The 12932-nt window shown below is 70.2% G+C and carries 12 protein-coding genes; all 12 read left to right on the forward strand.

Annotated elements, in window-relative coordinates:
- Window positions 1-74 precede the first annotated feature (74 nt).
- The 12 genes from ACH4RC_RS22595 (at window position 75) to ACH4RC_RS22650 (ending at window position 12594) form a co-directional block, all read left to right on the forward strand.
- A complete protein-coding gene (locus ACH4RC_RS22595) occupies window positions 75-1343 on the forward strand; it encodes an MFS transporter (RefSeq protein ID WP_398203696.1) in 1269 nt (422 codons plus the stop codon).
- Between the two features lie 9 nt (window positions 1344-1352).
- Window positions 1353-2714 carry a Pup--protein ligase gene (gene pafA / locus ACH4RC_RS22600; RefSeq protein WP_164558827.1) on the forward strand — a complete coding sequence of 454 codons (1362 nt, stop codon included), beginning with the start codon at window positions 1353-1355 and terminating at the stop codon, window positions 2712-2714.
- 159 nt (window positions 2715-2873) lie between these two features.
- The gene (locus ACH4RC_RS22605; protein ID WP_398203700.1) at window positions 2874-3884 is read left to right on the forward strand and encodes an FKBP-type peptidyl-prolyl cis-trans isomerase; all 1011 of its coding nucleotides are present in this window, start codon (window positions 2874-2876) and stop codon (window positions 3882-3884) included.
- A 64-nt stretch (window positions 3885-3948) separates the two neighbouring features.
- The gene (locus ACH4RC_RS22610) at window positions 3949-4323 is read left to right on the forward strand and encodes an FKBP-type peptidyl-prolyl cis-trans isomerase (protein ID WP_398203702.1); all 375 of its coding nucleotides are present in this window, start codon (window positions 3949-3951) and stop codon (window positions 4321-4323) included.
- 244 nt (window positions 4324-4567) lie between these two features.
- Complete coding sequence (locus ACH4RC_RS22615; protein WP_398203705.1) at window positions 4568-5521, forward strand: helix-turn-helix transcriptional regulator; 954 nt, start codon at window positions 4568-4570, stop codon at window positions 5519-5521.
- 30 nt (window positions 5522-5551) lie between these two features.
- Window positions 5552-6523, forward strand: a complete 972-nt coding sequence (locus ACH4RC_RS22620; protein WP_398203706.1) for a helix-turn-helix transcriptional regulator — start codon at window positions 5552-5554, stop codon at window positions 6521-6523.
- A gap of 179 nt (window positions 6524-6702) precedes the next feature.
- Entirely contained in the window at window positions 6703-6948 is a 246-nt protein-coding gene (locus tag ACH4RC_RS22625; RefSeq protein ID WP_398203709.1) for a hypothetical protein, read from the forward strand.
- Window positions 6949-6957: 9 nt separating this feature from the next.
- Complete coding sequence (locus ACH4RC_RS22630; protein WP_398203711.1) at window positions 6958-7155, forward strand: hypothetical protein; 198 nt, start codon at window positions 6958-6960, stop codon at window positions 7153-7155.
- A 269-nt stretch (window positions 7156-7424) separates the two neighbouring features.
- Window positions 7425-7724 carry a Sec-independent protein translocase subunit TatA gene (gene tatA, locus ACH4RC_RS22635; protein WP_398203714.1) on the forward strand — a complete coding sequence of 100 codons (300 nt, stop codon included), beginning with the start codon at window positions 7425-7427 and terminating at the stop codon, window positions 7722-7724.
- A 61-nt stretch (window positions 7725-7785) separates the two neighbouring features.
- Window positions 7786-8754 (forward strand): twin-arginine translocase subunit TatC, encoded by a 969-nt coding sequence (tatC, locus tag ACH4RC_RS22640; protein WP_398203716.1) that lies wholly within the window; start codon window positions 7786-7788, stop codon window positions 8752-8754.
- Window positions 8755-8796: 42 nt separating this feature from the next.
- A complete protein-coding gene (locus tag ACH4RC_RS22645; RefSeq protein WP_398203718.1) occupies window positions 8797-9711 on the forward strand; it encodes a diacylglycerol kinase in 915 nt (304 codons plus the stop codon).
- A 72-nt stretch (window positions 9712-9783) separates the two neighbouring features.
- Window positions 9784-12594, forward strand: coding sequence for a DEAD/DEAH box helicase (locus ACH4RC_RS22650; protein WP_398203721.1), 2811 nt, complete (start codon window positions 9784-9786; stop codon window positions 12592-12594).
- The last annotated feature ends 338 nt before the right edge of the window (window positions 12595-12932 follow it).

The raw sequence follows: 12932 nt of genomic DNA on the forward strand, positions 1-12932 counted from the left end.
GGTACGTATAACCCGGATCCGTGATACGTATAACGCCGCGACGTTATACGTACAACCTGACGGAAGGGCGGGCCATGGCCGCCGGTTATGCGGAGATCCTCCGGGCGCGGCACGCGATGCGGCTGCTCACCGGCACGCTCGTCGGCAGGCTGCCGAACGCCACGGCGCCCATCGCGATCGTGCTGTTCATCCGCGCCGAGGGCGGCTCGTACTCGCTGGCCGGTGCGCTCGCCGCCGTGTACGGGGTGGCCAACGCGGTCGGACAGCCGCTGCTCGGGCGCCTCGTCGACCTGCGCGGGCAGCCTGCGGTGCAGCTGCCGGCCGCTGTCCTGTCGGCGGTGGCGATGACACTCTTCGCCTTCGTCGGCACCGGCACCCCCGGGCTCGCGTACACCTCCGTGGCCGCCGCCGGACTGTTCACGCCACCGCTGGAGGGCGGTCTGCGGGCGCTGTGGCCGAGCGTGCTGCCGCGCGAGGAACAGGTGCACACCGCGTACGCGATGGACGCGATCGCGCAGGAAGTCATGTTCACCGTCGGGCCGTTGCTGGTGACCGTGTGCGTGTCGCTGTGGTCGGCGCAGGCCGCGCTGGTCGTCCTGAACGTCATCGGCGTGCTCGGCGCCCTCTCCGTCGTGGTGTCGAAGCCCTCGCGCGCGTGGCGGTCCGCGCCGCGCGAGGCGCACTGGCTGGGCGCGCTGCGCTCGCCCGGCCTGCTCGTCCTGCTCGCCGCCTTCCTGTTCATCGGGCTCGCGCTCGGCTCGATCACCGTGGCCGGGGTCTCGTACGGCGACGAGCACGGCGGGGCCGGAAGCAGCACGGTCTACGGCTGGATGATGGCAGCGCTCGGGCTCGGCGCCCTGGTGGGCGGCGCGGTCTACGGCGCGCGCCAGTGGAGCGGCGCCCCCGAGGCGCGGCTGCGGTGGCTGGTGGCCCTTCTGGCGCTGTTCTACGTGCCGTTGGCGCTGATGCCGGGCCCTGTGGCGATGGTGGCGCTGACGGCGGTCGCCGGGGTGTTCCTCGCGCCGTGCATCGCGTGCGCGTTCATCGTCGTGGACCGGCACGCGCCGCGGGGGACGGTGACGGAGGCGTTCTCGTGGCTCGTGACGACGTTCACGGTGGGGGCGAGCGTCGGTACGGCGGTCGCGGGGCCGGTCGTCGAGTGGGGCGGAACGCGGTGGGGTTTCGCCGTGCCGGCGGCCACGGGAGCGCTCGCGCTCCTGGTGCTGCTCGCCACCGGACGGGTTCTCGGGGACCCGCGCACGTCCGGGCGTGTCGCGGCCGGTTCGGAAAATGATCCAAACCGTGCTGTCGAACCCCGTTTCAGCTCGGGGGATCGGGCGTAATGTTCAGACATGGACCGCCGCATTTTCGGGCTGGAGAACGAGTACGGCGTCACATGCACGTTCAGGGGACAGCGCCGTCTGTCACCTGACGAGGTGGCGCGCTACCTCTTCCGCCGTGTCGTGTCATGGGGCCGCAGCAGCAATGTCTTTCTGCGGAACGGCGCCCGCCTCTATCTGGACGTGGGATCGCATCCGGAATACGCAACGCCGGAATGCGACAACGTGACCGAGTTGGTCACCCACGACAAAGCCGGCGAGCGCATTCTGGAAGGCCTGCTCGTCGACGCCGAACGCCGCCTGCACGAGGAGGGCATCGCAGGCGACGTATACCTGTTCAAGAACAACACCGACTCGGCGGGAAACTCCTACGGCTGCCACGAGAATTATCTGGTGGCGCGGCACGGGGAGTTCTCGCGGCTCGCGGACATTCTCATTCCCTTCCTGGTGACGCGTCAGCTGCTGTGCGGCGCGGGCAAGGTGCTGCAGACCCCGCGCGGTGCGGTGTACTGCGTGAGCCAGCGGGCCGAGCACATCTGGGAGGGCGTCAGCTCCGCGACGACGCGCTCCCGGCCGATCATCAACACCCGGGACGAACCGCACGCGGACGCCGAGCGCTACCGGCGCCTGCACGTCATCGTGGGCGACTCGAACATGTCCGAGACGACCATGCTGCTCAAGGTTGGCGCCACCGACCTGGTGCTGCGCATGATCGAGGCAGGCACGGTGATGCGGGACCTGACCCTGGAGAACCCGATCCGGGCGATCCGCGAGGTCAGCCACGACATCACGGGCCGGCGCAAGGTGCGTCTGGCCAGCGGCCGCGAGGCCTCCGCCCTGGAGGTGCAGCGCGAGTACTACGAGAAGGCCGTCGACTTCGTGGAGCGCCGGGGCATCCGCACCGGCACCGTCGACCAGGTCCTCGAACTGTGGGGCCGCACGCTCGACGCGATCGAGGCGGAGGACCTCGACCGCATCGGCACCGAGATCGACTGGGTCATGAAGTACAAGCTCATCGAGCGCTACCGCGCCAAGCACAACATGACCATGTCGCACCCGCGGGTGGCGCAGATAGACCTCGCCTACCACGACATCCACCGTCGCCGTGGTCTCTACTACCTCCTGGAGAAGAAGGGCCAGGCCGCCCGGATCTGCAACGACCTGAAGATCTTCGAGGGCAAGTCCGTGCCGCCGCAGACCACGCGCGCGCGGCTGCGCGGCGACTTCATCCGCCGGGCCCAGGAGCAGCGCCGTGACTTCACGGTCGACTGGGTCCATCTGAAGCTGAACGACCAGGCGCAGCGCACGGTGCTGTGCAAGGACCCGTTCCGCAGCGTGGACGACCGGGTGGAGAAGCTGATCGCCGGGATGTAGCACCGGCTCGGACCCGTCCGGTACCGGTTCGGACCCATCCTTCCGGGGGCCTCGTACGAATCATTCGTACGAGGCTCTCGGCGTGCTTGTCGTCACCTGGCAAACGTGGCGGGAGGGCCTAGAGTGGCCGAACCGTATTCGAGCGACCTGAGGATCCCTGTGCGACGCCGACTTGCAGCTCTACTGATCGTGCCGGCACTGGCGCTGACCGCGACGGCCTGTGGCAGTGACGACAGCAAGGACAAGGCGGACAAGGCCGACTCCTCCTCGTCCCCGTCGGCGAAGGCGGCGTCGGTGCCCAAGGCGGTCGACACGGCGGCCCCGATGCCGTCGGTGAAGGGCGCGTACGGCAGCAAGGCGACGATCTCGCTGCCGAAGGGTGAGCCGAGTGGCAAGTTCGTCGTGCACACGCTCTCCGAGGGCAAGGGCGCGGAGGTGAAGAAGGACGACATGGTGTCGATGAACTTCACCGGCAAGATCTGGAAGGGCGCCAAGGACCTCGGTTCGACGTACGGGCAGCAGAGCAACGGGCAGATCGTGACGGCGGCGTCCGAGAGCCAGCTGCCGGCGTTCTCGCAGGCGGTCGTCGGGGCGAAGGAGGGCAGCCGGATCCTGGTCGTGGCGCCGCCCGCGGCCGGTTACGGCAGCCAGGGCGCCCAGCAGTACGGCATCACGGGCAGTGACACGCTGGTCTTCGCGCTGGACGTCGGCAAGATCGTCCGTGACTCGGCGCAGAAGCAGGCGGCGGTCCCCTCCGACCTGCCGCAGATCGAGGCGGACGCCCAGGCGCCCGCGAAGATCTCCGTGCCGAAGAACGACCCGCCGGCCAAGCTCGTCGACAAGGTCCTCATCCAGGGCAAGGGCGCCGAGGTCAAGAGCGGCCAGACGGTCTCCATGCACTACAGCGGTGCGGCGTGGAAGCTGAACCAGGGCAAGGAGAAGGCCGAGCTGTTCGACTCGTCCTTCAACACGGGCCAGCCGTTCCAGACGCAGATCGGCAAGGGTCAGGTCATCAAGGGCTGGGACACCGGAATCGTCGGCAAGCACGTCGGTGACCGGGTCCTCCTCGTGATCCCGGCCGACCAGGCCTACGGCGACCAGGAGAAGGGCAAGACGCTGCCGGCCAACTCGACGCTGGTCTTCGTGGTCGACATTCTCGCCACGCACTGATCACCGCCTGGGAAGTGGCAGACTGTCCCGGTTGCCCATCAGCCGACAAGCAGGAGCACTACACGTGAGCATCGACAAGCCCGAGATCGACTTCCCCGACGGTCCGGCGCCGACGGACCTGGAGATCGTGGACCTCTGGGAGGGCGAAGGACCCGCGGCGAAGGAGGGCGACACCGTCTCCGTGCACTACGTGGGCGTGGCCTTCTCCACCGGTGAGGAGTTCGACGCGTCCTGGAACCGCGGCACCCCGCTGCAGTTCCAGCTCGGTGTCGGCCAGGTCATCCAGGGCTGGGACAAGGGCGTGCAGGGCATGAAGGTCGGCGGCCGCCGCCGGCTGACCATCCCCGCGCACCTGGCGTACGGCGAGCGCGGCGCCGGTGGCGGCCGCATCGCCCCCGGCGAGTCGCTGATCTTCGTCTGCGACCTGATCTCCGTCTGAACCGACCTGATCTCCTCTGAACCGATCCGATCGCCATCTGGACCGATCCGATCCCGGTCCGAGTCGACCTGATCGCTGTCCGAGCGGATCGGACAGCTGTCCGAGTCGATCGGGCAGCGACCCGCGCGGTCGCGCACAGGGCCCATGCCGTCCGGCATGGGCCCTGCCGTATCCCCTGGCTTTTGCCGGTACACCCACTGGCGGTACGGTCGTCCGTCGGGAGTTACATGAGGAAAGGGCGTCGATGGCCATTGCCAAGGCCGAGCGGCTGATGAATCTGGCGCTGTGTCTGCTCGGGACGCGGCGGCCACTCAGCAAGCGCGAGCTGCGGGGCTCTGTCGAGGCCTACCTGGAGGCGGGCAGCGACGACTCCTTCAACCGCATGTTCGAGCGCGACAAGGACGACCTGCGTGAGCTCGGCCTGATCATCGACACCGTGGAGAACCTGGACGGCGAGGTCGGCTACCTGGCCCGCCGCGACAGCAACCGGCTGCCGCCCGTCACCCTCGACGGCGAGGAGGCCGCCGCGCTCGGCCTCGCCGCGAAGGTGTGGCAGCAGGCCCGCCTCGCCGGCGCGGCCAGCGGCGCCCTGCAGAAGCTGCGCGCCGCGGGCATGCCCGAGGACGTGGACCCGTACGAGAGCCATGGCGCGCTCGAGCCGCGGATCCCGGTGCACGAGGCGTCCTTCGAACCGCTGATGCTGGCCTGCCGCGACCGGCGCCCCGTCGTCTTCGACTACCGCAAGGCGACCGCCGCCCGGCCCGAGCAGCGCCACGTCGAGCCGTGGGCCCTGGAGTGCTGGCGCGGCCACTGGTACCTGGCGGGCTGGGACCGCGAGCGCCAGGCCGAGCGGGTCTTCCGGCTCTCCCGGATCACCGGCAAGGTCCGCTCGCGCGCGGGCCGGTTCAAGGCAGAGGTGCCGGACGTGGTGACCGTACGGGAGACCGTGGCGAGCTGGGCGGGGGAGAGCGCCACGCGCTCGGCGCTGATCAGGCTGCGCGCGGGCGCGGGCTACCCGCTGCGCGCCAAGGCCACGTCGGTACGGGAACTCGGCGACGGCTGGGACGAGTTGGAGATCCCGTACGGGCACGGGCTCGACGCCTGGCTCGTGGAGTTCGGGCCCGACGTGGTGGTCCTGCAACCGGCCGAGCTGCGGGCCGATGTGGTGGACCGGCTGCGCGCCGTGGCCAAGGACTGAGCGCGGGACTGAAGGGGAGTACGGACAAGTATGGCTTCCAACGCCATCGACCAGACCCGGCGGATGCTGTCCCTGGTGACGTATCTGCGGGAGCGCCCCGGCGCGCGCGTGGAGGACGTCGCGCGGGCCTTCGGCATCACCGAGGACGAACTGATCTCCGACCTGGACGTGCTGCCGCTGTGCGGGACGAGCTTCCGCGGCGGTGACCTGCTCGACATCGACACCGACGGCGACCGCATCTGGTGGCACAACCCGGACGACGTGGCCGAGCCGCTGCGGATCGCCGCCGACGAGGCGACCGCGCTTCTCGTGGCCGCCCGCGCGGTGGCCACGCTGCCGGGGCTGCGCGAGAGCGACCGGCTCGCCCTGCTGCGCGCGACCGCGAAGCTCGAGGCGGCGGCCGGTGAGGTGGCGAGCGCGAGCGCCCGTCTGAACGTCACGTTCGAGTCCGAGGGCGGTGTCTTCGCCGACGTCGACCGCGCGATCTCCGAGCGGCGGCGGCTGTGGATCCGCTACTACTCGCCCGCGCGCGACGAGGTCACCGAGCGGGAGATCGACCCGATCCGCCTGGTCAGCGTGGGTCATACGTACGTCGAGGCGTGGTGCCGACGCTCGGAGGCGCGGCGCACGTTCCGGCTCGACCGGGTCGCCGAGATCCGGATCCTCGACGAGGCCGCGGCGCCGCCCGAGGTCGAACTGCGGGACCTGTCCGAGGGGCTCGTGCAGCCCGCGGCCGAGGACCCGGAGGTCATCGCCGAGGTCGGGCCCGGCGGGCGCTGGGTCGCGGAGTACTACCCGCACGACAGTGCCGAGGAGTTGCCGGACGGCGGCCTGCGGATCACGCTGCGCACCCCTGATCCGTCGTCGCTGCGGCGGCTCGCGCTGCGGCTCGGCCGGGACGGGCACATCGTGGCCCCCGCCGAACTCGCGGTGAGCGCGCGGGACGCGGCGCGGCAGGCGCTCGCGGCGTACGACGAAACCGCGTTCGACGGAGTCGCGTAGGAGAACAGGACCGCAGGAGGACGGGTCCCGCAGGACGGGTCGCGTAAGACGGGTCGCGTAGGACGGGCCGCGTGAGGTCGTCAGGCACAGCCCCGCGTAATTTGCGGGGCAGAACGGATGAAAGGTGCGAAGTGGACAACGGAATGACCGGTGTGGCCGGTTTCACTGATATCGCCACTATGTCCGCTACGGTCGCCGCCCCGGTGCCCGTCGTCTTCAAGGCCGCCTGCCCGGACTGCCGGGCCCGCTTCGAACTGGCCGCGACCGCGATCCGTCTGGCGATCGGCGCGAGCCGCCGCACCACCTTCTACTCCTTCACCTGCCCCGAGTGCGACACGTCGGTGCGCAAGCCCGCGGGCGAGCGCATCATCGAACTCCTCACCGGTGGCGGGGTGCGCACGCTCCGCCTCCACCAGACCGTCTAGGCTCGGCGCATGTTCTGGGCGATGCTGGCCGTGGCGTTGGGGTTCGTGGGACTTGCCGTGCTGGCCGTCTTCGCGATCAGGGTGTTCGTCGAGGCGCAGCGCCTCGGGCGGCAGGTCGCCGACACCACGGAGCAGATCAACCGCGCGGCCGAGGAGCTGGAGCGGGCCGCGGTGAGTGTGGCGAAGGCCGGGGGCGACGCCGTCTGATGACGGTCCAGGCCTGGCGATCCGGCGCGGTGCGGGATGGAAAGCGCTTTACCGCCGCGGCCTGTCCCGTGCGCGGGCCGGGCGGGTACGCTCCATTGGGTGGCCTGGGAGTGAGGCGCCGGCCGCACTGGGAGTACGCACGGGGATTGCCCCCTGTTCACCCCCACGGGATACGATCGCTGCCAGCACACGGTGGTCGGACAACAGTCCGAAGTCCGATCGGTACCGGCAGTCCCGCCCCTGCCGCCTCAGTGAGAAGGTAAACGCATATGTTCGGTGGAAAGATCGGCGCCCCCGAGTTGATCATCCTGCTCGTGGTCATCCTCCTCCTGTTCGGCGCGAAGAAGCTCCCGGACATGGCGCGCTCGCTCGGCAAGTCGGCCCGCATCCTCAAGAGCGAGGCCAAGGCCATGAAGAGCGAGGGTGGCAACAAGGATGCCGCTCCCTCGGACCCGCCGAAGAACGACGACACCCAGCCGCCGGCCCAGCGCACCATCAAGGCCGCCCCGGGCGACGTGACCAGCTCGCGCCCCGTGTCCGAGCCGACCAACCACACGACGCAGAGCTGACAAGAGCTGATCGAAGGCCGCCCCTGTGACGGCGGCCTGTCGCACGAGATGAGGACGTGGGTTGCTCAAGTCTGCCCGCAAGCAGGAGAAGGACCCCGAGGGGCGGATGCCGCTCGCGGAGCACCTGCGTGAGCTTCGCAACCGGCTCGGGAAGGCCGTCCTGGCCATCCTCGTCGTGACGATCGTCGCCGCCTTCTACTACAAGGACATCATCGAGTTCTTCACGAACCCGGTCCTTGACTCCGTCGGCTGCGACAAGACCTTCTCGGAACTGACGGCCAAGGCCGCCGAGAACAAGGACGCCAACGAGCAGTGCGCCCGCATCGTGCTCAACGGCCTGATCACGCCCTTCACGCTCGCCCTGAAGGTGTCGCTGATGGCCGGTGTCATCGGGGCCTCGCCGATCTGGCTCTACCAGCTCTGGGGCTTCGTCGCGCCCGGCCTGCACAAGCACGAGAAGAAGTACGCCACCGGCTTCGTGGCGACCGGCGTCCCGCTCTTCCTCGGCGGCGCCTTCTTCGCGTACAAGACGCTGCCGACCATGGCGCGCGTGCTGCTCGACTTCTCGCCCGCGAACATCGACAACCAGCTGCCGCTCGACGACCTGCTCGACCTGATCACCCGCATGGTGATCGTCTTCGGCCTCTCCTTCGAACTGCCGCTGCTCCTGGTCATGCTCAACCTCACGGGCGTGATCACCGGCAAGCGGATGCTCGGCTGGTGGCGCGGCATGATCATGGGCATCACCGTCTTCGCCGCGGTGGCCACGCCCAGCACCGACCCGCTGACCATGATCGCCCTCGCCGGTCCGATCTGGGTCCTGTACTTCGCGGCGACCGCCTTCTCCCTCCTCAACGACCGCCGCAGGCGCCGCATCGAGGCGGCGGGGCCCGGCGACGACGAGGCCTCCGAGCTCGATCTGACGCCCGAGGACATCGACGAGGTGGAGACCGTCTCGGCCAGCAGGTCGCTGCCCGAGCAGGCGAAGGGCGACACCGAGCGGATCAACGGTTACGACGATGTGACCTGAGGTAACCCCTGTTCGCGGCCGGGCGGTTGTTAAGGTCCGGCCGTGACCAGCGAGATCACCCTCTTCGTCAATCCCACCGCGGGACGCGGCCGGGGCGCGGGCGCCGCGCAGCCGGCCGCTTCCGCGTTGCGGGCGGCCGGCTTCTCCGTGCGCACCGTCATCGGCGAGGACGCCGCTGATGCTCTGGTACGCGCGCGTGCCGCCGTCTCCGGGGGCACCGGCGCCCTGGTCGCCGTCGGCGGCGACGGGCTCGTGAACCTCGCCCTGCAAGCCGTCGCGGGGACCCGCACCCCGCTCGGCGTGGTCGCCGTCGGCACGGGCAACGACTTCGCGCGCTCGCTCGGGCTGCCCGTCCGCGCCCCCGCCGCCGCGGGCGCGCTCGTCGCCGAGTCCCTCAAGGGCGAGCTGGTCCGCGACGTCGACCTGGGGCGGATCGGCGGCCACTGGTTCGCCACCGTGCTCGCCTCCGGCTTCGACTCCCGGGTCAACGACCGCGGCAACCGGATGCGGCTGCCCCTCGGCCGGTTCAAGTACGACCTGGCGATCGTGGCGGAGCTGGCCGCGTTCAAGCCGGTGCCCTTCCGCCTGACGCTCGACGACGGCTCCGTGCGGGAGATCGCCGCGACCCTCGTCGCCGTCGGCAACGGCACGTCGTACGGCGGCGGCATGCGGATATGCGCCGACGCCGACATGGGCGACGGCCTCTTCGACGTCACCGTGGTCGGCGCGTGCTCCCGTACGACGCTGCTGCGGGTCTTCCCGCGCGTCTACAAGGGGACGCATCTGACCCACCCCGTGGTCAGCACCTACCGGGCGGCGCGGGTGGAGCTGGTCGCCGACGAGGCGGCGGGTGTCACCGGGTACGCGGACGGGGAGGCGGTCGGGCCGCTGCCGCTGGTGGCCGAGTGCGTGCCGGGGGCGGTGCGCGTCCTGACCGGACAGCGCCCCGCTGGATGAGGCCCTGCGCACAGCGCCCTGCCGGATAATGATCGTCCGTTGTCAGCGGGGGCCGGTAGGCTCGAAAGCACGATGACAGAGGACCTCTCACCGGCCGAGCGGTATGCGGCAGCCCGTCAGCGGGCCGCCGAGCAGGCCACCGCGCTCGCGTCCTTCCGCGAGATGTACGACTTCGGCCTCGACCCCTTCCAGATCGAGGCCTGCCAGGCGCTCGAGGCGGGCAAGGGCGTCCTGGTCGCCGCACCCACCGGATCGGGCAAGACGATCGTCGGCGAGTTCGCCGTGCACCTCGCCCTCATGGAGGGCAAGAAGTGCTTCTACACGACGCCGATCAAGGCGTTGTCGAACCAGAAGTACCAGGACCTCGCCAAGCGCTACGGCGCGGACAAGGTCGGCCTGCTGACCGGCGACAACAGTGTGAACAGTGACGCGCCCGTGGTCGTGATGACCACCGAGGTGCTGCGGAACATGCTGTACGCGGGTTCGCAGGCGCTGGTCAACCTCGGTTATGTGGTCATGGACGAGGTGCACTATCTCTCCGACCGCTTCCGGGGCGCCGTCTGGGAAGAGGTGATCATCCACCTCCAGGAGTCCGTGACGCTGGTCTCGCTGTCGGCCACCGTGTCGAACGCGGAGGAGTTCGGCGACTGGCTCGACACCGTCCGCGGCGACACCGAGGTGATCGTCTCCGAGCACCGGCCCGTGCCGCTCTTCCAGCACGTGCTCGCCGGACGCCGGATGTACGACCTCTTCGAGGAGGGCGAGGGCAGCAAGAAGGCGGTCAACCCGGACCTCACGCGCATGGCGCGCATGGAGGCCAGCCGCCCCTCGTACCAGGACCGGCGGCGCGGGCGCGCCATGCGCGAGGCCGACCGCGAGCGCGAGCGGCGCCAGCGCTCCCGGATCTGGACGCCGGGCCGCCCGGAGGTCATCGACAGGCTCGACGCGGCGGGGCTGCTGCCCGCCATCACCTTCATCTTCAGCCGCGCCGCCTGCGAGGCCGCGGTCCAGCAGTGCCTGTTCGCGGGGCTCCGGCTGAACGGCGAGGAGGCGCGGGCCGAGGTCCGCGAGATCGTCGAGGCGCGCACGGCCGCCATCCCCGACGAGGACCTGCACGTCCTCGGCTACTACGAGTGGCTCGAAGGGCTCGAGCGGGGCATCGCCGCCCACCACGCGGGCATGCTGCCCACCTTCAAGGAGGTCGTGGAGGAGCTGTTCGTCCGCGGCCTGGTGAAGGCCGTCTTCGCCACCGAGACGCTCGCCCTCGGCATCAACATGCCCGCACGCTCGGTGGTGTTGGAGAAGCTCGTCAAGTGGAACGGCGAGCAGCACGCCGACATCACGCCGGGTGAGTACACGCAGCTGACCGGGCGCGCGGGCCGCCGGGGCATCGACGTCGAGGGCCACGCCGTCGTGCTGTGGCAGCGCGGCTTCAGCCCCGAGCACCTCGCGGGGCTCGCGGGCACCCGTACGTATCCGCTCAAGTCCAGCTTCAAGCCGTCGTACAACATGGCGGTGAACCTGGTCGAGCAGTTCGGGCGGCACCGGTCCAGGGAGCTGCTGGAGACCTCGTTCGCGCAGTTCCAGGCGGACAAGTCGGTGGTCGGGATCTCTCGGCAGGTGCAGAAGAACGAGGAGGGACTCGAGGGCTACAAGGAGTCCATGACCTGCCACCTCGGCGACTTCGACGAGTACGCGCGGCTGCGCCGCGAGCTCAAGGACCGCGAGACCGAGCTGGCCAAGCAGGGCGCGGTCCAGCGCCGCGCGCAGGCGGCGGCCGCCCTGGAGAAGCTGAAGCCGGGGGACGTCATCCACGTGCCCACGGGCAAGTTCGCGGGCCTCGCGCTCGTCCTGGACCCCGGGCTGCCCGCCGGGCGGTCCAACGGGCACCGCGGCTTCGAGCACCACGACGGGCCGCGCCCGCTGGTGCTGACCGCCGAGCGGCAGGTCAAGCGGCTCGCCTCGATCGACTTCCCGGTGCCCGTGGAAGCCCTGGAGCGGATGCGGATCCCGAAGTCGTTCAACCCGCGCTCGCCGCAGTCCCGGCGCGACCTGGCGTCCGCGCTGCGCACCAAGGCCGGGCACATCGTGCCCGACCGGCACAAGAAGGGCCGCGCCCCGGCCGCCGACGACCGGCACATCGCGCGGCTCCGTGCCGAGCTGCGGGCCCATCCCTGCCACGGCTGCTCCGAGCGGGAGGACCACGCGCGCTGGGCCGAGCGCTACCACCGGCTGCACCGCGACACCGCGTCGCTGGAGCGCCGCATCGAGGGCCGTACCAACACCATCGCCCGCACCTTCGACCGCATCGTGAAGCTGCTCACGGAGATGGACTACCTGCGCGGCGACGAGGTCACCGAGCACGGCAAGCGGCTCGCGCGGCTCTACGGCGAGCTGGACCTGCTCGCCAGCGAATGCCTGCGCGACGGTGTCTGGGAGGGCCTGAGCCCCGCCGAACTCGCCGCCTGCGTGTCGGCGCTGGTGTTCGAGGCGCGGGTCTCCGACGACGCGCTCGCGCCCAAGGTGCCCTCGGGCAAGGCGAAGGCCGCGCTCGGCGAGATGGTGCGCATCTGGGGGCGGCTCGACGCCCTGGAGGAGGAGTTCCGGATCAACCAGGCGGAGGGTGTCGGGCAGCGCGAACCCGATATCGGGTTCGCCTGGGCCGCGTACCAGTGGGCCTCCGGCAAGGGGCTCGACGAGGTGCTGCGCGAGGCGGAGATGCCGGCCGGTGACTTCGTCCGCTGGTGCAAGCAGGTCATCGACGTGCTCGGGCAGATCGCCGCGGCGGCTCCGAACGACGGGTCGTCGACCGTCGCGCGCAATGCGCGCAAGGCCGTGGACGGGCTGTTGCGGGGGGTCGTGGCGTACTCGTCCGTGGGGTGAGGTGTCTTGTCGGAAGGGCCCGGGACCGTAGGTCCCGGGCCCTTCCGCGTGCCCGGGGGTACAGGAGTTCGGGGACTGGACGCCCTTACTCCATGTGTGCGAATCGGTGCCCAGCGTGCAAATGGGAGCGAGTGTATGCCTGCCGCGGGCGTCGCTGCAGAGGCTTGCTGAATATGACTCAGCGTTGATCCGGTCGGACTAAGCTCGCCCGCAGCGCACCGAGTTGAGATGTATTCGGGCGTTTGTTCCCCCGTGTGCGGATCGTCCCCAGATCCCCCGGAACGCGTACCGCGCATCCCCGCGCACCCCCCACTTCCCCGATCCGACTGTTCAGAGGG

Origin of the sequence: Streptomyces sp. NPDC016845 (assembly GCF_044332585.1) — a bacterium.
Classification (GTDB): domain Bacteria; phylum Actinomycetota; class Actinomycetes; order Streptomycetales; family Streptomycetaceae; genus Streptomyces.

Bases quoted from the DNA above. Each gene is read 5' to 3' on its own strand.
- ACH4RC_RS22625 (WP_398203709.1), top strand. From the start codon at position 6,703: ATGTCCGCTACGGTCGCCGCCCCGGTGCCCGTCGTCTTCAAGGCCGCC.
- tatA (WP_398203714.1), top strand. From the start codon at position 7,425: ATGTTCGGTGGAAAGATCGGCGCCCCCGAGTTGATCATCCTGCTCGTG.
- ACH4RC_RS22620 (WP_398203706.1), top strand. From the start codon at position 5,552: ATGGCTTCCAACGCCATCGACCAGACCCGGCGGATGCTGTCCCTGGTG.
- pafA (WP_164558827.1), top strand. From the start codon at position 1,353: ATGGACCGCCGCATTTTCGGGCTGGAGAACGAGTACGGCGTCACATGC.
- ACH4RC_RS22615 (WP_398203705.1), top strand. From the start codon at position 4,568: ATGGCCATTGCCAAGGCCGAGCGGCTGATGAATCTGGCGCTGTGTCTG.
- ACH4RC_RS22650 (WP_398203721.1), top strand. From the start codon at position 9,784: ATGACAGAGGACCTCTCACCGGCCGAGCGGTATGCGGCAGCCCGTCAG.
- ACH4RC_RS22595 (WP_398203696.1), top strand. From the start codon at position 75: ATGGCCGCCGGTTATGCGGAGATCCTCCGGGCGCGGCACGCGATGCGG.
- ACH4RC_RS22630 (WP_398203711.1), top strand. From the start codon at position 6,958: ATGTTCTGGGCGATGCTGGCCGTGGCGTTGGGGTTCGTGGGACTTGCC.